Raw genomic sequence first — 20,345 nt, forward strand, 5'->3', positions numbered from 1 at the left:
TGAACGTGAAGAAGCAGAGCGTTTAGCGCGTGAGGCTGAAGCGGCTGAGCAGGCTCGATTAGAAGCTGAAAGACTAGAGCAAGAACGCATTGCTAAAGAACAAGCCGAACGTGAAGAAGCAGAGCGTTTAGCGCGTGAAGCAGAAGCGGCTGAGCAAGCACGTTTAGAAGCTGAAAGACTAGAGCAAGAACGCATTGCTAAAGAGCAAGCAGAACGTGAAGAAGCAGAGCGTTTAGCGCGTGAGGCAGAAGCGGCTGAGCAGGCTCGATTAGAAGCCGAGAAATTAGCAGAAGAAAAAGCCAAAGCGGAAAAGCCTAAAAAAGAAGGTTTCTTCTCTCGTCTTAAAAAAGGTCTTTTAAAGACAAAAGCAAATATTGGTTCTGGTTTTGCGGCTATCTTTAAAGGTAAGAAAATTGATGATGAGCTTTTTGAAGATCTAGAAACGCAACTGCTTACCGCTGATTTAGGTGTCGATACCACCATGAAGCTAATCGACAACCTGACAGATGCCGCTGACAGGAAGCAGCTCAAAGATGGTGAAGCACTTTACGACTTAATGAAGCAAGAAATGTCAGAAATGCTGAAAGTTGCAGAAAAGCCATTAGAAATTAATGCGGATAAAAAACCATTTGTGATTTTAATGGTGGGCGTAAACGGTGTTGGTAAAACAACGACAATTGGTAAGCTTGCCAAGCAGTTCCAACAAGAAGGCAAGTCAGTGATGTTAGCAGCAGGTGACACTTTCCGTGCAGCAGCTGTTGAGCAGCTACAAGTTTGGGGTGAACGTAACGATATTCCAGTTGTTGCCCAGCATACAGGCGCTGATAGTGCATCAGTGGTGTTTGATGCTTTCCAAGCAGCAAAAGCACGTTCTGTTGATGTGTTAATTGCAGATACTGCGGGTCGTCTTCAGAATAAAGATAACTTAATGCAAGAACTTGAAAAAATTGCGCGTGTTATGAAAAAGCTGGACCCTGATGCGCCACATGAAGTCATGCTGACCATCGATGCAGGTACTGGTCAAAATGCCATCAGCCAAGTTAACTTATTTAATAAAGCGGTCGGTTTAACAGGTATCACCTTAACTAAACTAGATGGTACCGCGAAAGGTGGTGTTATCTTTGCTGTTGCCGATAAGTTCCAGATCCCTATTCGTTATATTGGCGTAGGTGAAGGCATTGATGACTTGAGAACTTTCAAGAGTGATGATTTTATCGAGGCGTTATTTAGCCAAGACGATTAACAAAGGAATAAAAGGGAGTGTTTACTCCCTTTTTGGTCTCAAAATAATAAAAGATAGTGAAGGCCTGACATGATCCGATTTGAAAATGTAAGTAAAACTTACTCTGGTGGTCATAGAGCGTTAGAAAAAGTCAGTTTTGAATTAGCTGATGGTGAGTTAGCGTTTTTAACTGGCCACAGTGGAGCTGGTAAAAGTACGCTGTTAAAGCTTATTAGCGTCATGGAAAGGCCGTCAGCGGGTCATGTATACATTAATGGCGTTAACTTGAACGTTGTGAAAAATCGACAAATTCCCTACGTACGCCGTGATATTGGGATTATTTTCCAAAACCATCGGCTGCTAGATAGGTATAACGTGTTTGATAATGTGGCGCTGCCATTAGTGATTGAAGGGATGCACCACAAAAATATCACCAAACGTGTTCATGCTGCGTTAGATAAAGTGGGACTTTTAAATAAAGTAAAATGTCAGCCCAGTACATTATCAGGTGGTGAGCAGCAACGTGTCGGGATTGCGCGTGCTATCGTAAATTCTCCACCTTTATTACTTGCTGATGAGCCAACGGGTAACTTAGACCCAGAATTATCAATGGAAATTCTCAAGCTGTTCGAAGATTTTAATCGGCATGGCACCGCTGTGTTAATCGCCACCCATGACTTGGGGTTAATCGCTAGAATGAAGTATCGAAGCCTCACTTTGGATCATGGTCGCTTAATCACAGATCCATTAGCGCAGGAGGTGCTATGAGTTTACTTTTTAAAAGTCGTAACTCCCAAGGTGGCAGCAATAACCGTAATGGCATTAGCGCACTGTACTTTTCGCTACTGAACTTTATTCGCCAAGGCATAAATAGTTTAGGTGAGATGTGGCGAACGCCAATCGCCTCTTTAATGACTATTTTGGTACTAGGGTTGAGCTTAACCTTACCAGCGACTTTATATGTGGTCGTGAAAAACGTACAACAAGTGAGCAGCGGGTTTAGTGATGCCGCTGAGATATCATTATTCGTAAAGGAAGAGCTCAATGATGCGCAAACGCAGACATTGGTAAAACGTTTAGCACTTTATCCAGAGATTGAAAGCGTCAGCTATATTTCAAAGTCCCAAGCGCTCAAAGAATTTAAACAGGTTTCAGGCTTTGGGCAGGCGCTAGACTACTTAGATGAAAACCCATTGCCGAATGTGGTGTTAGTGACGCCGACCGTGCGTTACAGAAAACCTCAAGCTGCTCAGCAACTCCTGACTAAACTTGAAGCTGAGAGAGAGGTCGAATTCGGTAAGTTAGATATTGCTTGGTTAGAGCGTTTGAACGCACTATTAAGCCTTTTAAAAGAAAGTGTATTTACAGTGGGACTGTTATTACTCAGTGCAGTGATACTTATTATAGGTAATACAATTCGCTTATCTATCATGGACAAGAAAGAAGAGATTCAAGTTTTAAAGCTGGTTGGTGCAACAAATGCCTTTATTCATACGCCATTTATCTGGACTGGTATATGGTATGGCGTAATAGGTGGATTTGTCGCATTCATGAGTGTAGTCATGATGCTTTGGTGGCTAGAGTCAGCAGTGGCTATGGTTGCAGGTGTGTATCAAAGTAATTTTGTATTAATCGGCTTAAATGGCAACGAGCTGTTAATTTTACTCTCATTGGCAATTGGGCTTGGCTTTAGTGGTTCTTATATTTCGGTTAGAAAATACATTAAAGATATAGAGCCAGACAGAGTCTAATTGAAGATAAATAGAGAGTGCTAAAATTAGCACTCTCAGCAACTTTTATGAGCTTAAGTGTCATTTATCTGTCATACCATTTCGTTAAATTCACAACTTGAAACACTTTTAAATTTATTTCAACAATTACTTTTTCTATATTTATCATTGGTTTATTTTTTTAATTACAAAATTGAATAAAACTTCTTGCAATTTAGAACAGAAAAGTATTATATAGGCGTTAGCACTCTTTGGGTTAGAGTGCTAAAATCAGCTAAAATGTTTATCACTGAGGTGAAAAATGAGTAACGATATTTACGCAATGGCCCTGACAACAGGACAACAAAGCGCAAGTTTAGATGGCTACTTACAAACTGTAGGCCAAATTCCTATGCTTGATGCTGAGCAAGAGAAAGCACTAGCGACTCGCTTACATCAAGATGGTGATTTAGAAGCTGCTAAGCAACTTATTGTTTCTCACCTTCGCTTTGTAGCGCACATCGCAAAAAGCTATGCGGGTTATGGCCTGCCGCAAGCCGATTTAATCCAAGAAGGAAACATTGGTTTAATGAAAGCGGTAAAACGCTTTAACCCTGAAGTGGGTGTTCGCCTAGTTTCATTTGCTGTTCACTGGATAAAAGCTGAGATCCATGAATATGTATTGAAAAACTGGCGTATCGTAAAAGTTGCGACAACTAAAGCGCAACGTAAATTATTCTTCAATCTACGTAAGAATAAAAAGCGTCTAGGTTGGTTTAACCAAGACGAAGTGGCGACTGTTGCTAACGAGTTAGGTGTAAGTGAAAAAGAAGTACGTGAGATGGAGTCGCGTATGAGTGGTCAAGATATGGGCTTCGACTTAACATCTGATGATAATGATGATGCTCCAGCAAGTAACTTCTCTCCAGTACAATACTTAACAGATAACAGTGGTGATTTGGCTGATGTGGTTGAAGAAGAGCAATGGCAAGAGCAATCTCAAAATCGCTTATTTGCAGCATTAAAAACCTTAGATGAGCGCTCTCAAGATATTATTAGCTCTCGTTGGTTAGCTGATGAAAAGGCTACCTTACAAGACTTAGCTGCTAAATATAATGTGTCAGCTGAGCGAGTCAGACAGCTTGAAAAGTCAGCGATGAAGAAGCTGCAATCAGCAATGCACTAAAATAGAATAAATTTCATAAAATGCCGCTATCTTTAGCGGCATTTTTTATGCCTGTTATAAAGCATAGAGTTGTCAGTTAAATTAGAAATGCTAGAAAGCTACATTTGAGCTTACAAGTGTTCGCTAATTGATTATAATGTTATGCTGATTTAAATAGGAGTATGGGTTTTGTTAGCTGTTTTACGTGTAATAGCTATGGCGCTATTTATTGTGTTGAGTTGTGTTTTTGGTTTATTGCTCTCAATCATTAGGCCGTTTCATAGAAACAATGTGCATATTATTGCTAGCTGGTTTGGCAAAATGTCGACAGTGGTAGGGGTTAAGTTAGAAATTAATGTCGATCCCAGTGCTCAAAAAGTTGGCCCAGCCATTTATGTCGCAAACCACCAGAACAACTATGACCTATTTACTCTACCTGCAGCAGTTCCTGAAAATACCGTGAGTATGGGTAAACACAGCTTAAAGTGGATCCCATTTTTTGGTCAGCTTTATTGGCTATCGGGTAACATTCTAATTGACCGAGGTAATCGTTCTAAAGCAATGGGTACCTTAGGTAAGTCAGTCGCAAAGATAAAAGATAATGGTTTATCTGTTTGGATGTTCCCAGAGGGCACCCGAAGCTATGGCCGAGGCTTATTACCTTTTAAAACCGGTGCATTTCATACCGCGATGAATGCAGATGTGCCTGTGGTACCGGTTTGTATGAATTCAACCCATGATTGTATTAAGCTAAATCGTTGGGACAATGGTACAATCTATATTGATGTATTGGCACCGATCACCCTTGATAAAGAAATCAGTGCCAGAGACCATGCTAGTGCAACACATGCTCTGATGGCTGAACGTATTGCACAACTTGATGACAAGGTAAAAGAAGATAATGGAAAACTGGCGCGAAATTAGTGAAGACATCGTAGAATCTTTAATTGAAGATGGCTCTTCAACTGAAAAACTATACGAAGTTGAACATCACTTTGTAAGTGAAGATTTTAAGCAATTAGAAGAAGCGGCTTTAGCTGCATTTAAACTTGGCTATGACGTAGAAGACCCAGCAGAGCTTGAGCTTGAAGATGGCAGTAAAATATGGGGCTTTGATGTTGTTGTTGAAGCAGAGTTAGACGTTGACGTTATTATGGAAGACGTTGATAAGTTAGCTGCGCTTGCTATTGAGTGCAGAGTTGAATATGACGGTTGGGGCACTTACTTCCAAGAGTAGGTTGAACTCACAAGAAGTTATGAAAAGGAGCGAAAGCTCCTTTTTTAATGCATATATTGTAAGATTTTACTAGGGAGAATGTATTAAATTTCGTCTAAAAGATAGACGGGTTGCGCTGAAAAATGATACAAACCACTCTTGTATCTAATTTGTTAAATTTATGTGCTTATGCTGGTTTCTTTGCCAATATCTGAATTGCAACCTGGGATGTTTGTAGATAGTGTATGCAAACAGCGCAGCGATGCCAAAATAAAAATAAAATCTCGCGGTATGGTACGAGATCAGGGGATTATTGCCCAGTTGCTTTCTAAAGGCGTGATGGAGCTAAAAATAGATTTTTCTCAAAGTGATATTGAAGTTCCGGAAAAGTATCGGCCAGCAGCAAAACAAAAAGAAAGCGAGACACCTAAAGAAGAAGCTCACTCAGGAATAAAGAAAACAGTTATACCTGCGGTTGCAGAAAAATCTTTAGAGCAGGAATTTGCTAAGGCAAGTCAACAATTTGATCAACATTCTCAGCAATTAAAAAATTTATACAATGATCTAACCATAGGTGCAAAGCTCGATGTTTCTCTGCTTAATCAGGTTAGCAATGAAATAGTAGACTCAGTTTTACGTAACAGTAATGCGATGGCTATTTTGAGTCGCTTAAAAGACAAAGATGGTTATAACTGGCGTCACATGATCAATTGCACCATTTTAATGAGTGTGTTTGCTAAATACCTAGGCATTAAAAATGAGCAAATTCAGCAGTTAGCACTCGGCGCTATGTTACATGATGTAGGCCATACAAAATTACCCCAAGGGATCATTAATAAAACCGAAAACCTCAATGAATTAGAATTTAAAGCACTAAAGAAACATGTAGTGCAATCATTAGGGTTGGTGAAAGGGGAGTCAGGAATAAGTCCGCTTGTGATGGATATGATTTTAAATCATCATGAAAGGGTGGACGGCTCTGGTTATCCAAGAGGTCTATCGGGTTCAAAAATCAGTAAACCTGCCAGAATGATGGCCATTGTAGATGTTTATGATGCAATGACATCAGAGCGACCTCATCAAAACGGGGAAGAGCCCATTCACGTTTTACGCTATTTACTGGCAAATAAGCATCAATTCGATGCACAGTTAGTTCAAAAGTTTATTAAGTGCTTAGGGGTACATCCTGTTGGCACCATTGTGCGTTTAACCAATGATAGGTTGGCACTTGTGCTTGAAGGGAATAAAAAATCGCCTATGAAACCTAAAGTGAAAGTATTCTATAACACTAAGCACAGGCATCATATCACAGGCAAAGATCTGGATTTACATGCAGTTGAAGATGAAATAAAAGTTGTTGCTAGTATTAGACCCAGTGATTACGAACTCAATTTATCCCGCCTGTTAAGGTCTCATCTTTTAGTTTAGGTGTTTCAGAACGAGTTAGAGCTTGCCATTTTGCAGATAATACCGCGCCGAGTTGACAGCTTGTCATCATAATCAGCCATAGAATAGTGCCCTGTTCAGTGTGAAGTGCAAAACAGCTAAAGGCCAAAGAAACGAGCGCCGCTAAAATCGTGCCTAACCAGAAAAGGTTGATAGGATTATCACATTGTCCTGCTTTATTACAGGCGCAGTAATTGGCTTTACAAAAGCAATAAACACTTAAGCCTGCAAACATCAAAGAGACTAGAATAAGCATGACGAACATGATGAAGGCTCCATTTTATGTTCCTTTAAAAGATAAGGCTTAGTTTAAAAAGGAGCCGAAAGATTGTCAATCTAAATGAGAATTAATATTATTTAATTCTAGAAACGGTAGCCAATATGAATGCCACCAATAGATTTCACCTTTTCAGTGTCAGCTTGTTCGCAGAAAATAAAACATTCACCATCTTCTTCTTTTACGCCAAAACTCGCGCCCACATAAAAGCCTTTTTTACCTTGATTACTGAAGTAATAATTTGCTTTTGCGACTAAGAATCCGTCACTTGCATAGGCAGCTTGTTGTCCAAAGGTAAGTCCTAAATCGACATGATTGTTTAATTGATACTCATAGCCAAATGCATAGCCAATAATACCTATTGAGGCAAATGCGCTATGCTTCTCATTTATATCATATGTGTATTTTGCGCCAAGAACCCCACCATGTTCAAAGTGGCCAGCACCAAAAGACCAAGATGAATTATCATTTGCATGACTTGAAAGGCTGACGATAGATATTGTTGATACGAGTAATAGTTGTTTAAGCATGGTAAATCCATTTGTTATTTTTATTGTCGATGAGTGTATCAGTTTGTTGATTTTTTAGAAACAAAAACGCGAGCCTAGGCTCGCGTTTTCTGTGGTGTTAGCAATGATTAGAAGTGGTATTACAAACTCTCAATCTTCGCTTTTTGCTCAAGTAATTTGGCTTTAGCATCAGAGTATTCGGCTAGCTTATCTTTCTCTTTAGCAAGTACCGCTTCTGGCGCGTTGTTAACGAATTTCTCGTTAGCTAACTTGTTTTGAACCTGTGCTAAGCCTTTCTCTGCTTTCTCAAGCTGCTTCGCGATACGAGCTAATTCAGCTTCAACATCGATTAGGCCAGCCATTGGGATCATGATCTCAAGGTTACCAACATAAGATGTTGCACACGCTGGTGCATCGTCTTTGTTATCAAGAAGCGTAAACGCTTCAAGCTTAGCAAGTGACGCTAAGAATGCTTTGTTATCCGTTAAGCGGCGCTTGTCTTCGTCAGACGCATTAGCGAGCAATACCGATAATGGTTTGCTTGGGCTGATATCCATTTCACCACGAATGTTACGAATAGCAAGAATGAACTGCTTAACCCATTCTAGGTCGTCCATCGCTTGGCTATCAACATTTGCTTCATTGTATGCAGGGAAACCTTGAACCATGATGCTAGTGCCTGCGGTTTCGATACCTGCAAGCGGTGCAACACGTTGCCAAATCGTTTCTGTGATGTATGGCATTAACGGGTGCATTAAGCGAAGTAGGCTTTCTAATACTGTGATCAAGGTATGACGAGTACCACGTTGCTGTGCTTCGTTACCTTTAAACAATACTGGTTTAGTAAGTTCTAGGTACCAGTCACAGAATTGGTTCCAAGTGAACTCATAAATGGTGTTTGCAGCTAGGTCAAAACGGTAGTTTTCTAGATGTTCAGTATAGGTTTTAACAGTTGCTTCAAATTGGCCTAAGATCCAGCGATCAGCGAGTGAGTATTGTTTTTCAGCATCTGTAGCGAAGCCACAGTCTTGCTCTTCTGTATTCATTAATACGTAACGGCTTGCGTTCCATAGTTTGTTACAGAAGTTACGGTAACCTTCAAGGCGGTTCATATCCCAGTTGATATCACGACCTGTTGAAGCCATTGCAGCAAGGGTGAAACGCAGTGCGTCTGTACCGTGTGCTTCAATCCCGTTTTCGAATGTTATACGGGTATTCTTCTCAATCTTTTTCGCTAGCTGTGGCTGCATCATGTTACCAGTGCGCTTTTCAACTAGGCTTTCAAGGTCGATACCGTCAATCATGTCGATAGGATCAAGTACGTTACCTTTCGACTTAGACATCTTATCGCCGTTTTCATCACGTATAAGGCCTGTTACGTAAACGGTTTTAAATGGTACTTGCGGCTTGCCGTCTTCATCTTTGATAAAGTGCATGGTCATCATGATCATACGCGCAACCCAGAAGAAGATGATGTCGAAACCTGTTACCAATACGTCTGACGGGTGGAAAGTTTTTAAATCGTCAGTGTTTGCAGGCCAGCCTTGCGTTGAGAAAGTCCAAAGCGCAGACGAGAACCAGGTATCTAACACGTCTTCATCTTGCTTAAGTGCAACATCATCTGCAAGGTTGTTATCGCGGCGTACTTCAGCTTCGTCACGACCAACGTATACGTTACCTTCGTTGTCGTACCAAGCAGGGATTCGGTGACCCCACCAAAGCTGACGTGAAATACACCAGTCCTGAACGTCGTTCATCCACGAGAAGTACATGTTCTCGTATTGCTGAGGTACGAACTTAATGTCGCCATTTTTAACGGCTTCTTTCGCAGGCTCAGCTAGAGGTGCTACGCGCACGTACCACTGATCAGTAAGAAGCGGTTCAATCACTACGCCAGAACGGTCACCGTAAGGTACAGTTAGGCTGTGATCTTCAATTTTTTCTAACAGGCCAAGTTCTTCAAATTCGCTCACAATCGCTTTACGTGCATCAAAGCGGTCAAGGCCATGTAGGCGCTCAGGAATTGGCGCATCTAATTCAAGCTCTTTACCGTCGAATGTGTAGCTTTCGCCTTCGCTTAATACCGCAGCATCTTTGTTGAAGATGTTAATCATTGGTAGTTGGTGACGTTTACCTACTTCGTTATCGTTAAAATCGTGGGCAGGCGTGATTTTCACACAACCTGTGCCTTTTTCCATGTCTGCATGTTCATCGGCAACAATTGGAATACGACGGTTTACGATAGGCAGTAAAATTTCTTTACCGATCAGATCTTGGTAGCGCTCATCATCTGGGTTTACTGCCACACCTGTGTCACCAAGCATGGTTTCAGGACGTGTGGTCGCAACAATGATGTAGTCTTTACCGTCTTTGGTTTTTACGCCGTCAGCAAGTGGGTAACGTAGATTCCACATGTGACCTTGTTTGTCTTTGTTTTCAACTTCAAGATCAGAAATCGCAGTGTGTAGTTTAGGATCCCAGTTAACTAGGCGCTTACCACGGTAGATTAAGTCTTCTTTGTGAAGGCGTACGAATACTTCTTTAACCGCTTCAGAAAGGCCTTCGTCCATAGTGAAACGCTCACGGTCCCAATCTACAGAAGCGCCTAAACGACGTAATTGTTTAGTGATAGTGCCACCAGAGTGGTTTTTCCACTCCCAAATTTTATCGATAAATGCTTCGCGGCCGAGGTCGTGACGTGTTTTACCTTCTTCAGCAGCTAACTTACGCTCAACAAGCATTTGTGTTGCGATACCTGCGTGGTCAGTACCTACTTGCCAAAGCGTGTTGTTACCTTGCATGCGCTTATAACGAGTCAGCGTATCCATGATAGTGTCCTGGAAAGCGTGCCCCATATGTAGGCTACCTGTGACATTCGGTGGCGGTATCATAATTGAGTATGCTTCGCCTTTACCTGATGGTTTAAAGTAACCATTGTCTTCCCAGCCTTTATATAAAGACTGTTCTATATCTTGTGGATTATAGGTTTTATCCATTTCACAGAACCTTAATTAGTGCTTAATTTTCAATTTCTTGAGTTGAAATGTTGGCGCCGAGCTGACGTAAGTGCACAAAGCGCTGACGAGCGGCTTGCTTGGCGTTTTGCTCCGTCGGTACAAAATCATATACCTGACTGAAACGTCTTATAAAGTCGGGTAGAGTGGTGGCTAAATTAATTAGCACATTGCGTCTACCAACAGGGGGTGTTTGGCCAATCTCGACAGGGGCGCCGCCTTTGGGGCCTTCGCCTTGCAGGTTGTGGGGCACAAAACTATCGGGTTCGAAACACCATAATTGCTCATCAATTAGATGGGCGTCATCAATCGAATCGACGTAGATAAACACACGATGGCCAGCTCTAAACTGCTTAGCAGCAGCGCGAGCGGCAAGATCAAAATGAGCCGGGATAGATACTTCCGGCTCATTATTTTGTTTTAACACATAAAATCGTGCGTTGATGGTCATAAATTCGCTTCAAATTACATATTTTAACGGTTTTAAAGGGTTAAAATAAGCGTTCAAAATAAACCCGCATTTTGACACAGAACGAACTGACCATCAATCACTCACAGCGGTTAATCTGCTTGGGTTTCAGTTGGTCCAACACGATTTAATAGGTATTGTGTCAACATAGGTACAGGTCGACCTGTCGCACCTTTGTTTTTACCGCTCTTCCAAGCTGTACCTGCAATGTCTAAGTGTGCCCAATTGTACTTTTTGGTGAACTTAGATAAGAAGCATGCTGCTGTGATAGTGCCCGCTGCACGACCACCCAAGTTTGTGAAGTCAGCGAATGGACTTTCAAGTTGCTCGTGATAGTCATCCCATAGTGGTAGTTGCCATGCACGGTCGCCACTTTGCTCAGATGCTTTTAATAAGTCATGGGCAAGTGGGTTGTGATTTGACAGTAAACCAGTTGCATGTGCACCCAGTGCAACGATACAGGCACCTGTCAGAGTTGCTACATCCACCACGATTTCAGGTTCGAATGCTTCAACATAAGTAAGTGCGTCACATAATACTAGGCGACCTTCTGCATCTGTGTTTAAAACTTCAACCGTTTGACCTGACATAGTAGTGAGGATGTCGCCTGGGCGATAGGCGTTTGAGCTTGGCATGTTTTCACAGCCAGCTAATACACCAATGACATTTATTGGTAATTGAAGCTCTGCAACTGTGCGCATTAAACCTAGTACGCCTGCAGCACCACCCATGTCATATTTCATTTCGTCCATGGCTTCGCCAGGTTTGATTGAAATACCACCTGAATCGAACGTCAGACCTTTACCAACAAAAACAACTGGTGCTTGTTCTTCAGGTGCACCATTGTAGTGGATAACTGACATGACTGATTCGTTATCACTGCCACGGCCAACCGCAAGGTATGAGTGCATACCTAATTCTTCCATTTCTTTTTCACCGACTAGGTTCACAGAAATGTTGTCAAAAGATTCTAATTCTTGGGCTTGCTCACCTAAGTAACGAGGATTACAGATGTTTGGTGGCATATTAGCAACGTCTTTACACAGTTTTGCACCTGCAGCAACGGCAAGACCATGCTCAATGGCGCTTTCGCCAATGGTTAACTCGCGACGTGTAGGTACGTTGAATACGATTTTACGTAGTGGGCGACGTGGATCTGTTTTTTTACTTTTTAACTGATTAAATGTATATAAGCAGTCTTGTGTTGTTTCTACTGCTTGACGTACTTTCCAGTAAGTATCACGACCTTTAACATGTTGCTCAGTTAAGAAGCACACCGCTTCCATCGAACCTGTTTCATTTAATGTGTTGATCGTTTTAGAGATGATTTGTTTATATTGTTTATCATCTAGTTCACGTTCTTTACCGCAACCAACAAGTAGTACTCGCTCACTTAAGATATTTGGAACGTGATGAAGTAGTAATACTTGACCAGGCTTACCTTCTAAATCACCACGACGTAGTAAATTTGAAATGTAACCTTCACTGATCTTATCCAGCTGCTCACCGATTGGAGACAAACGACGCGGCTCATATACGCCAACTACAATACAGGCACTGCGTTGTTTTTCGGGGCTACCACTTTTTACGCTGAATTCCATTGTGACTCCTGAGTCTAAATTATGTCTTTTTGAACTTTATCTGTCTTCGCTTATCCATATCATAAATGCATGATTATCTAATATGCTTAGTATGATATTTGGTTTTGATGACATATAATAAACTGACTAAAATAATCAGTTTACTCAATTTTTCCTACTATTCCAGTGAAACACGATGTTTTATAGGGGCATATTTTGCTAATTTTTCGCTACCTAACAGCTGAAGTCTTGAAGTCGCAAATTGCTGTCTTTCTCACTTTAATGACTATTTTTGTCTCACAAAAGTTTGTCAGAATACTAAGTGATGCAAGTGATGGTGGCACACCAAGCAATTTAATTCTTTCTTATTTGGCGCTTAAACTTCCTCAATTGGCGGTTTATATACTCCCTTTAAGTTTATTTTTGGGGATTATTTTGGCTTACAGCCGTATTTATGCCGACAGTGAAATGACCGTGCTTAAAGCGTGTGGCGTGAGTGAGTGGTATGTAGTGCGTGTAACGCTGGTATCGAGTGTGGTTTTTGCTTCATTAGCGGGATTGCTAAGTATGTATGTGGCACCTTGGGCGAATGAAAAAGAATATCAGCTAAAAGAACAAGCTGAAGCAGATGCGGGGTTGTCGAGTTTAAGGGCTGGGCGTTTTCAGCAAACAGGTAACGAAAAAGCCGTGGTATTTATCCATGATATCAACCAGCAGGGTAGAGAATTAAATAAAGTGTTTGTAGCACAGCTACCCGATAAAGAGTCTTCACAAGCAGCGCGCTTAGTATATGCACAAACCGGGCGTGTAATTGAACAAGAAAGTGGTGAGCAACAATTACAATTGGATAGCGGCTTTCGTTTCGAAACCGACGGCCAAAGCCAAGCTTTGAGTAAAACAGAGTTTAGTACTTACCAAGTACAGATCCAAGAGCAAGAGATAGAGCACCAGCGTCGCAAGTTAGAAGCTATTCCATCAATGCAGTTACTTGAACTGGGCACGCCGGAAGCCATTGCACAATTTCAGCTTCGTCTTTCTACACCTATTTCGATTATTTTACTTACTTTGATGGCTGTTCCTTTGAGTGTGGTAAACCCAAGGCAAGGGAAGTTTGCTAAGTTGGTACCTGCCATTGGCTTATATCTAGGTTATTTTATTCTTCTCAATGCGGGTAAGTTTTTAGTGGCAGAAGGAAAAGTACCTACTGCGGTAGGGCTGTGGTGGATACATATTAGTGCACTGTTCATCGGTGTTTACTTAATAGCAAAAGGCCGTCCATTTGGCGTCTGGTTGCGTTCATTATTTGCTAAGCGAGCACAAACAGCATGATGAAAACGTTAGATTGGTATTTAGGCCGTAGTATCTTACAAACAACCAGTTTTGCATTGCTGGTTTTTGTTGGTATCAATACGCTGATTAAGTTTATTGAGCAATTAAAGTCAGTAGGCCGTGGCACTTATGATATTGCTGCTGCTTTACTTTACACTTTATATAGCATGCCTTCAGACATTGTGGTGTTTTTCCCTATGGCTGCGCTGATAGGTGGTTTGATGGGGTTAGGTGCGTTGGCATCGAGTAGTGAGCTGGTTGTTATGCAAGCTGCTGGTTGGTCAAGGCTACAAATAATTGGTTCTGTCATGAAAACGGCAATCATTCTGGCGCTCTGTATGATGGCGTTAGGTGAGTGGGGGGTGCCACAGTCAGAAAAGATGGCGAAGCAGATCCGAAATCATGCCATATATGGTGGAGAAGTCTTTAACGCGCAACAAGGAGTATGGGCTAAAGATGGTAATAACTTTATCAATATCGGAAATGTAGAGCAAACAGGCGACCTGAAAGATGTCAGTATTTATCATTTTGATGATTCATTGGCATTAAAAAAAGTCACGCGTGTGGAGACCGCAAAAAGTGTTTCTCAAGGGTGGCAGTTTCAAGGCGTAGAAGAAATGACGGTAGCAGATGAGCAAATTACCACTCAATATAGTGAGTCAATGCTCTATGCTTCCCAGCTCACAGCTGAGAAGCTAGATGTGGTTTCTGTAGATCCTGAATCATTGTCTTTTAAAGGCTTGATGTCATACTTAGCTTACTTAGCTCAAAATGATCAAGATACTAGTACTTATGATTTGGCGTTGTGGCGAAAAGTGATGCAGCCTCTAACAATCGCTGTGATGTTACTGGTTGCACTGTCATTTATTTTTGGTCCTCTGCGTTCTGTTAGTATGGGGGCACGCATTATTATGGGAGTTGTAACAGGCTTAGCATTTCATTTAAGTAATGAGATTTTTGGGCCTATTGTTATGGTTTATAACGTCCCTGCATTTATCGGCGCTGCGATGCCGGCCGTACTGTTTGTATTGGTGGCAACCGTTTTATTGAAGCGTCAACAGTAGAGCGTTGAATTTACAAGCGTAAAAAAGCCAGCATTTGCTGGCTTTTTTCTTTAGAAGGCTTTGATTAATGATCTCTAGAAACTGATAAGTTAGCTAAAGCTATGAGTGCTTGTTTGTAATCAGACTCAGGTAAAATATTTAAATAGTTGATTGCTTTTTGTGCTTCATCACGCGCTTTTTCCATCGCAAAATCAAGTGCTTTTGTGTCAGATAAGGTTGCCAGAATGTCATCTAAAAACTGCATGCCATTACCCGTTTCAATGGCTTCTCGAATTTGCGTAACTTGTTGCTCAGAGCCTTTTTGCATTGCATAAATAAGCGGTAATGTAGGTTTGCCTTCAGCTAAGTCATCACCTAGGTTTTTACCCATTTGCTCAGCGTTCGCGCTGTAATCTAAAACATCATCGACAAGTTGGAAGGCTGTGCCTAAGTGCATACCATATAGTTTTAAGGCGTCTTGCACTTCAATGCTTTGCTCAAGTACAACAGCCGGTAGTTGAGTGGCAGCTTCAAACAGTTTTGCAGTCTTACTGTAAATAACCTGCATATAACTCTGCTCAGTGGTATCAGGGTCATTACAGTTCATTAATTGCAGCACTTCACCTTCAGCGATGACATTGGTTGCATCTGCTAAGATTTGCATAACTTGCATGTTTTGTAAGCCGACCATAAGTTGAAATGAGCGCGTGTAAATAAAGTCACCGACTAAAACACTTGCCGCATTTCCAAACTCTGCATTTGCTGTAGGTTCGCCTCTTCTAAGCGCTGACTCATCTACTACATCATCATGGAGTAGGGTCGCAGTATGAATAAATTCGACGATTGTTGCTAGGGTTATATGCTTGTTGTCATTACAACCAAGCGCACGGGCAGCAAGTAGGGTAAGCATTGGTCTAATGCGCTTTCCGCCACTATTCACGATGTATAAGCCTAGCTGATTTACTAGTGCGACATCTGATTGCATTTGTGCATGAATAAGTTGATTGACGTCTTGCATGTCATCTGCAATTAACGTCTGGATAGCTTTGATATCCATCTTGCTCCGAGCCAAGTTTGGTAATGATAAAACGCGCGAATTGTACTACAAAAATTACGTAAGCTCGATAATTAGTCGTGAATGAGATCAAAAAAACTATTAAATTAATGGTTTGCCTATTTGTTGAGCTGTAATGAGGGCGTTTTGTTATTACTCCAGAGAGCTAAATTCAGGTTATTTGAAAGCTGAGAAATCAACGAAAAATAGCTTTGGTTTGTAGGGATTTTTCGATAGACTGTCACGAAATAGTAATTCGCCCTCGTCGTAGCTAATTTTTATGCAAAATCTACAAAAATAGGGTTGCGTGAAGTTTCACATTAGCGTAAACTTCGCGCCCTATTGAAGAATATTAAGTTGCGTCGATTTGAGGGCGCACAACGGAGTTAAATATGTACGCGGTTTTCCAAAGTGGTGGTAAACAGCACCGTGTGACTGAAGGTCAAACAATTCGTCTAGAAAAACTAGACGTTGAGACTGGTGCAGCAGTTGAGTTCGATTCAGTACTTTTAGTTGCTGATGGTGAGAAAATCGAGATCGGTGCACCGTTTGTAAACGGTGGTAAAGTGACAGCTGAAGTTGTTTCACACGGTCGCGGTGAGAAAGTTAAGATTGTTAAGTTTAGACGTCGTAAGCATTCTCGTAAGCAGATGGGCCACCGTCAGTGGTTCACTGAAGTTAAAATCACTGGCATTAGCGCTTAATTTTTAGAGGTACAGAAAGATGGCACATAAGAAGGCAGCTGGTAGTACTCGTAACGGTCGCGATTCAGAAAGTAAACGCCTAGGTGTTAAACGTTTCGGCGGCGAATCAGTTTTAGCGGGTAGCATCATTGTTCGTCAACGTGGTACTAAGTTCCACGCTGGTTCTAACGCAGGTATCGGTAAAGACCACACTATCTTTGCAAAAGCAGATGGTAAAGTAGTTTTCGAAACTAAAGGTCCTTTAAACCGTAAATACGTTAGCATCGTTGCTGAGTAATCGGTAAAGATTCAGAAAAACCCCGCTACGGCGGGGTTTTTTTTTGTATGTAACTTATTTTAGGTCTTTATCTAGCAACACAACTCTGGCGAGCAGGAAGCAATTGCTTGAGTTATAATTTGCTATCAGACCTCCCAAAACAGAGAGAAACCATGAAGTTTGTCGATGAAGTTGTAATTAGAGCTGAAGCTGGCGACGGCGGCAGTGGCATAGTGTCATTTCGCCGTGAAAAATATGTTCCTGATGGTGGCCCTGATGGCGGTGATGGTGGTGATGGCGGTAGCGTTTATCTCGTTGCTGATGAAAACTGGAATACATTGATAGACTATCAGTTTGAGCGATTCCATCGTGCAGAACGAGGCACAAATGGCCAATCGCGTAACTGTACAGGCAAAAAAGGTGCTGATCTTTTCCTAAAAGTACCTGTAGGTACACGTGTAACCGACGAAGATACTGAAGAGTGTTTAGGTGATTTAACACAACACGGTCAAAAGCTGCTTGTTGCTAAAGGCGGTTTCCATGGTTTAGGTAACACGCGTTTTAAATCGAGTGTAAACCGAGCGCCAAGACAAAAAACATTAGGTACGCCAGGTGAAGTTCGTAACCTCAAGTTAGAGCTCATGTTACTTGCTGATGTTGGACTACTTGGCCTTCCAAACGCTGGCAAGTCAACGTTTATCAGAAGCGTTTCTGCTGCAAAGCCTAAAGTTGCGGATTATCCGTTTACAACCCTAGTACCAAACCTTGGTGTTGTTCGCCCTGAAGCGAGTAAATCATTTGTGATTGCTGATATTCCAGGTCTTATTGAAGGTGCTTCAGATGGTGCAGGACTTGGCATTCGTTTCTTAAAGCACCTAGAGCGTTGTCGTGTGTTATTACACATTGTTGACGTTATGCCAATAGATGGTACAGATCCGGTTGATAATGCTTTCTCTATCATCAACGAATTACATCAGTACAGTCCAAAATTAGCGGATAAACCTCGTTGGTTAGTGCTTAATAAGATTGACCTACTTCCTGAAGATGAAGTAGAAGAAACTTGTGAACGCATCGCAGAAGAGTTAGATGCCGAAGTTGTATATTGTATTTCAGCTGCAAACAAAAAGAATACTCAACTGCTGTGCTATGACATCATGGCGTTACTTGAGAGTATGCCTAAAGATAAGTTTGAAGAAGAGCAAGCGGAAGAAGAAGTTGAGTTCAAGTGGGATACTTACCATCGTGAAGCAAAGAAAAATGCGCAGGACGATGACTGGGATGACGACTGGGACGAAGATGATTATGATGTAGAAGTTATCTACGAGAGATAACTTTTAAGAAAAGGGCTTTTATAGCCCTTTTTTAATACTAAATGCTTAGGGGGCGATAATGATTATTTCTATGATTGCAGCAATGGCGAATGATCGAATTATTGGCGATGACAATCAGATGCCATGGCATCTACCAGCTGATCTGCAACATTTTAAACGTGTCACCATGGACAAGCCAGTAGTCATGGGGCGAAAAACATTTGAATCAATAGGGCGCCCATTACCTGGGCGTCGTAATATTGTGATAACCAGAAATGCAACTTATAAGGCAGATGGAATCGAGGTTGTTTCAAGCCCTGAAGCGGCTTTGGCATTACTAGAAGGTATCGAAGAAATAATGGTTATAGGTGGTGGCAATATTTACAGCCAATTTCTACCACTGGCAGAACGCTTGTATTTAACCTTTATAGAATTGACAGTTCCTGGTGATACTCAATTCCCTGACTATGAAAAAGATTACACATGGGTAGAAATAGAGTCTGAGGTTCATCAATCAGATGAAAGAAATAAGTATGGCTATACCTTTGTAACTTTACAGAAAAAGTTATGAGTTTGTTGCGGTAGATTATATTGATTGCTACAATTATAGGCGTATTCTGTTACGAACAAAGTATTAAAGGGTCGACGAAATGAAATTATCTACCGCACTAGTATCAGCTTCGCTGGTTGTTGCGTCTTTTTCTTTTAGCTTTTCAGCACAAGCGAATGAACAATTAGCTTTATCATTGTGTGAATATGTCGCTGCAAACGATAAAGGTGGTTTGCGTAAAAAGCTTAAAAGCTCTCGTCTAAAAATAAGGAATATTTTCGATGGCGTTATGTGTAATGGTAACAACCTATTACGTCACGCGATTGCAAGTAATGCGGTAGATGCCGGCGGGTATATTGTTAAGAACTTACCAAAAAGTAAGTTAGCGGATGGCGCTGACATTGCTTGGGCTGAAGGTAACGGTCACGGCGGCTCAGCTTTAATTGGCGCAATTAAGGCGCGTGCTGGTTTATAAAAAGCACTAAGTTCGGAAAACTCAAAAAGCCAGAAGATACTTCTTCTGGCTTTTTTGTTTTTTATATGGACTAAAACACAGAAGTCGAATAATTCGGTGCGCTTTTCAATCAGTTAGTTTAAAAGATAAACATAAATTAAGTGGGTTGAGGAAAGCTGCATATTCTATGAGCATTTGACAATAATTTACTATAAAAGTGTTTGACTTATTTTCGTAAGCCTTTATTATACGCATCCACAAGACGGAGAGGTGGCCGAGTGGCTGAAGGCGCTCCCCTGCTAAGGGAGTATAGGGTTTGTAGCCCTATCGAGGGTTCGAATCCCTCCTTCTCCGCCATTAATTATTGTCTTGTAAGACGGACGCGTAGCTCAGCTGGATAGAGTACCTGGCTACGAACCAGGCGGTCGGAGGTTCGAATCCTCCCGCGTCCGCCACTTCCTCAAGGTGGTTAAATATATGGGTATCCTAGGTTGGGATGTAAATTTAAATCAAATACGGACGCGTAGCTCAGCTGGATAGAGTACCTGGCTACGAACCAGGCGGTCGGAGGTTCGAATCCTCCCGCGTCCGCCACTTTCTCAAAGTGGTTAAATATATGGGTATCCTAGGTTGGGATGTAAAGTTAAATCAAATACGGACGCGTAGCTCAGCTGGATAGAGTACCTGGCTACGAACCAGGCGGTCGGAGGTTCGAATCCTCCCGCGTCCGCCATCTTCCTCAGATGGTTAAAATAGAGAATTTGATATACGGACGCGTAGCTCAGCTGGATAGAGTACCTGGCTACGAACCAGGCGGTCGGAGGTTCGAATCCTCCCGCGTCCGCCACATCAAAAAATTGATGAGAGAAATAACCGACGAAAGTCGGTTTTTTTATGCCTGAAATTTAGATCCTACTCTGTTATAGCTAGCCAGCTGTCGAAGGTTCACTCTCCACAAAGCAAGTCCCGCGTCCGCCACATCAAACTTTGATGTGAGAAATAACCATTGAACGTCGGTTTTTTATGCCTAAAATTTAG

At 41.7% G+C, this 20,345-nt stretch carries 20 protein-coding genes and 5 tRNA genes; 19 read left to right on the plus strand and 6 right to left on the minus strand.

The window, feature by feature from the left end; genetic code table 11:
* From ftsY to CWB72_RS15120, 7 genes are all read left to right on the plus strand, one after another.
* On the plus strand, positions 1–1,243 hold a 1,243-nt coding region (ftsY, locus tag CWB72_RS15090), incomplete at its 5' end, for a signal recognition particle-docking protein FtsY (RefSeq protein WP_138633048.1).
* Positions 1,244–1,312: 69 nt separating this feature from the next.
* Complete coding sequence (ftsE, locus tag CWB72_RS15095; protein WP_138633051.1) at positions 1,313–1,990, plus strand: cell division ATP-binding protein FtsE; 678 nt, start codon at positions 1,313–1,315, stop codon at positions 1,988–1,990.
* The gene (ftsX, locus tag CWB72_RS15100) at positions 1,987–2,973 is read left to right on the plus strand and encodes a permease-like cell division protein FtsX (protein ID WP_130254006.1); all 987 of its coding nucleotides are present in this window, start codon (positions 1,987–1,989) and stop codon (positions 2,971–2,973) included. Before ftsE ends, ftsX begins: the two co-directional genes overlap by 4 nt.
* Positions 2,974–3,253: 280 nt before the next feature.
* Positions 3,254–4,117 carry an RNA polymerase sigma factor RpoH gene (gene rpoH / locus CWB72_RS15105; protein ID WP_130254005.1) on the plus strand — a complete coding sequence of 288 codons (864 nt, stop codon included), beginning with the start codon at positions 3,254–3,256 and terminating at the stop codon, positions 4,115–4,117.
* Positions 4,118–4,285: 168 nt separating this feature from the next.
* Positions 4,286–5,020: a 1-acylglycerol-3-phosphate O-acyltransferase gene (locus CWB72_RS15110; RefSeq protein ID WP_171037326.1), complete on the plus strand. Its 735-nt coding sequence runs from the start codon at positions 4,286–4,288 to the stop codon at positions 5,018–5,020.
* Positions 4,998–5,333, plus strand: coding sequence for a ribonuclease E inhibitor RraB (gene rraB, locus CWB72_RS15115; protein WP_130254004.1), 336 nt, complete (start codon positions 4,998–5,000; stop codon positions 5,331–5,333). The genes CWB72_RS15110 and rraB overlap by 23 nt, the downstream gene beginning before the upstream one ends.
* A gap of 168 nt (positions 5,334–5,501) precedes the next feature.
* Positions 5,502–6,740: an HD-GYP domain-containing protein gene (locus CWB72_RS15120; RefSeq protein WP_138633054.1), complete on the plus strand. Its 1,239-nt coding sequence runs from the start codon at positions 5,502–5,504 to the stop codon at positions 6,738–6,740.
* Here CWB72_RS15120 and CWB72_RS15125 read toward each other — a convergent pair.
* From CWB72_RS15125 to pepA, 5 genes are all read right to left on the minus strand, one after another.
* Positions 6,700–7,023 carry a hypothetical protein gene (locus CWB72_RS15125; protein WP_138567353.1) on the minus strand — a complete coding sequence of 108 codons (324 nt, stop codon included), beginning with the start codon at positions 7,021–7,023 and terminating at the stop codon, positions 6,700–6,702. The genes CWB72_RS15120 and CWB72_RS15125 overlap by 41 nt on opposite strands.
* Before the next feature lie 98 nt (positions 7,024–7,121).
* A complete protein-coding gene (locus CWB72_RS15130; RefSeq protein WP_138567354.1) occupies positions 7,122–7,565 on the minus strand; it encodes a hypothetical protein in 444 nt (147 codons plus the stop codon).
* A gap of 119 nt (positions 7,566–7,684) precedes the next feature.
* The gene (locus CWB72_RS15135) at positions 7,685–10,540 is read right to left on the minus strand and encodes a valine--tRNA ligase (RefSeq protein WP_138633057.1); all 2,856 of its coding nucleotides are present in this window, start codon (positions 10,538–10,540) and stop codon (positions 7,685–7,687) included.
* Between the two features lie 22 nt (positions 10,541–10,562).
* A complete protein-coding gene (locus CWB72_RS15140) occupies positions 10,563–11,009 on the minus strand; it encodes a DNA polymerase III subunit chi (protein WP_130257318.1) in 447 nt (148 codons plus the stop codon).
* A 110-nt stretch (positions 11,010–11,119) separates the two neighbouring features.
* Entirely contained in the window at positions 11,120–12,628 is a 1,509-nt protein-coding gene (gene pepA / locus CWB72_RS15145) for a leucyl aminopeptidase (RefSeq protein WP_138633060.1), read from the minus strand.
* 195 nt (positions 12,629–12,823) lie between these two features.
* Between pepA and lptF the strand changes: the two genes are divergently transcribed.
* Positions 12,824–13,936 (plus strand): LPS export ABC transporter permease LptF, encoded by a 1,113-nt coding sequence (gene lptF, locus CWB72_RS15150; RefSeq protein WP_138633063.1) that lies wholly within the window; start codon positions 12,824–12,826, stop codon positions 13,934–13,936.
* Positions 13,933–15,000, plus strand: coding sequence for an LPS export ABC transporter permease LptG (gene lptG, locus CWB72_RS15155; RefSeq protein ID WP_138633067.1), 1,068 nt, complete (start codon positions 13,933–13,935; stop codon positions 14,998–15,000). The genes lptF and lptG overlap by 4 nt, the downstream gene beginning before the upstream one ends.
* A 64-nt stretch (positions 15,001–15,064) precedes the next feature.
* Here lptG and ispB read toward each other — a convergent pair whose 3' ends face one another.
* The gene (ispB, locus tag CWB72_RS15160) at positions 15,065–16,036 is read right to left on the minus strand and encodes an octaprenyl diphosphate synthase (RefSeq protein ID WP_138633070.1); all 972 of its coding nucleotides are present in this window, start codon (positions 16,034–16,036) and stop codon (positions 15,065–15,067) included.
* A 389-nt stretch (positions 16,037–16,425) separates the two neighbouring features.
* Between ispB and rplU the strand changes: the two genes are divergently transcribed.
* The 10 genes from rplU to CWB72_RS15210 all read left to right on the plus strand — a co-directional run bounded on the left by rplU (position 16,426) and on the right by CWB72_RS15210 (position 20,154).
* The gene (gene rplU / locus CWB72_RS15165) at positions 16,426–16,737 is read left to right on the plus strand and encodes a 50S ribosomal protein L21 (RefSeq protein WP_058030935.1); all 312 of its coding nucleotides are present in this window, start codon (positions 16,426–16,428) and stop codon (positions 16,735–16,737) included.
* Between the two features lie 19 nt (positions 16,738–16,756).
* The gene (gene rpmA, locus CWB72_RS15170; RefSeq protein ID WP_058030934.1) at positions 16,757–17,014 is read left to right on the plus strand and encodes a 50S ribosomal protein L27; all 258 of its coding nucleotides are present in this window, start codon (positions 16,757–16,759) and stop codon (positions 17,012–17,014) included.
* Between the two features lie 152 nt (positions 17,015–17,166).
* Positions 17,167–18,324 carry an Obg family GTPase CgtA gene (cgtA, locus tag CWB72_RS15175; RefSeq protein WP_138633073.1) on the plus strand — a complete coding sequence of 386 codons (1,158 nt, stop codon included), beginning with the start codon at positions 17,167–17,169 and terminating at the stop codon, positions 18,322–18,324.
* 58 nt (positions 18,325–18,382) lie between these two features.
* Positions 18,383–18,874: a type 3 dihydrofolate reductase gene (folA, locus tag CWB72_RS15180; protein WP_171037327.1), complete on the plus strand. Its 492-nt coding sequence runs from the start codon at positions 18,383–18,385 to the stop codon at positions 18,872–18,874.
* A gap of 79 nt (positions 18,875–18,953) precedes the next feature.
* Positions 18,954–19,328, plus strand: coding sequence for a DUF3718 domain-containing protein (locus tag CWB72_RS15185; RefSeq protein ID WP_138633076.1), 375 nt, complete (start codon positions 18,954–18,956; stop codon positions 19,326–19,328).
* 243 nt (positions 19,329–19,571) lie between these two features.
* A tRNA-Ser gene (locus CWB72_RS15190) sits at positions 19,572–19,664 on the plus strand.
* 21 nt (positions 19,665–19,685) lie between these two features.
* Positions 19,686–19,762 (plus strand) — tRNA-Arg (locus CWB72_RS15195).
* Positions 19,763–19,824: 62 nt separating this feature from the next.
* Positions 19,825–19,901, plus strand: a tRNA-Arg gene (locus tag CWB72_RS15200).
* A 62-nt stretch (positions 19,902–19,963) separates the two neighbouring features.
* Positions 19,964–20,040, plus strand: a tRNA-Arg gene (locus tag CWB72_RS15205).
* A 37-nt stretch (positions 20,041–20,077) separates the two neighbouring features.
* A tRNA-Arg gene (locus tag CWB72_RS15210) sits at positions 20,078–20,154 on the plus strand.
* Positions 20,155–20,345: the final 191 nt, after the last annotated feature.

This window comes from Pseudoalteromonas phenolica, from assembly GCF_005886345.1.
In the GTDB taxonomy this organism is placed as follows: domain Bacteria; phylum Pseudomonadota; class Gammaproteobacteria; order Enterobacterales; family Alteromonadaceae; genus Pseudoalteromonas; species Pseudoalteromonas phenolica_A.

Coding starts and splice junctions, on each gene's coding strand:
- CWB72_RS15130 (WP_138567354.1), bottom strand. CDS start 7,565: ATGCTTAAACAACTATTACTCGTATCAACAATATCTATCGTCAGCCTT.
- ftsE (WP_138633051.1), top strand. CDS start 1,313: ATGATCCGATTTGAAAATGTAAGTAAAACTTACTCTGGTGGTCATAGA.
- CWB72_RS15140 (WP_130257318.1), bottom strand. CDS start 11,009: ATGACCATCAACGCACGATTTTATGTGTTAAAACAAAATAATGAGCCG.
- CWB72_RS15185 (WP_138633076.1), top strand. CDS start 18,954: ATGAAATTATCTACCGCACTAGTATCAGCTTCGCTGGTTGTTGCGTCT.
- ispB (WP_138633070.1), bottom strand. CDS start 16,036: ATGGATATCAAAGCTATCCAGACGTTAATTGCAGATGACATGCAAGAC.
- CWB72_RS15125 (WP_138567353.1), bottom strand. CDS start 7,023: ATGTTCGTCATGCTTATTCTAGTCTCTTTGATGTTTGCAGGCTTAAGT.
- folA (WP_171037327.1), top strand. CDS start 18,383: ATGATTATTTCTATGATTGCAGCAATGGCGAATGATCGAATTATTGGC.
- rpoH (WP_130254005.1), top strand. CDS start 3,254: ATGAGTAACGATATTTACGCAATGGCCCTGACAACAGGACAACAAAGC.
- CWB72_RS15120 (WP_138633054.1), top strand. CDS start 5,502: ATGCTGGTTTCTTTGCCAATATCTGAATTGCAACCTGGGATGTTTGTA.
- cgtA (WP_138633073.1), top strand. CDS start 17,167: ATGAAGTTTGTCGATGAAGTTGTAATTAGAGCTGAAGCTGGCGACGGC.
- rraB (WP_130254004.1), top strand. CDS start 4,998: ATGGAAAACTGGCGCGAAATTAGTGAAGACATCGTAGAATCTTTAATT.
- CWB72_RS15135 (WP_138633057.1), bottom strand. CDS start 10,540: ATGGATAAAACCTATAATCCACAAGATATAGAACAGTCTTTATATAAA.
- pepA (WP_138633060.1), bottom strand. CDS start 12,628: ATGGAATTCAGCGTAAAAAGTGGTAGCCCCGAAAAACAACGCAGTGCC.
- rpmA (WP_058030934.1), top strand. CDS start 16,757: ATGGCACATAAGAAGGCAGCTGGTAGTACTCGTAACGGTCGCGATTCA.
- lptG (WP_138633067.1), top strand. CDS start 13,933: ATGATGAAAACGTTAGATTGGTATTTAGGCCGTAGTATCTTACAAACA.
- rplU (WP_058030935.1), top strand. CDS start 16,426: ATGTACGCGGTTTTCCAAAGTGGTGGTAAACAGCACCGTGTGACTGAA.
- ftsX (WP_130254006.1), top strand. CDS start 1,987: ATGAGTTTACTTTTTAAAAGTCGTAACTCCCAAGGTGGCAGCAATAAC.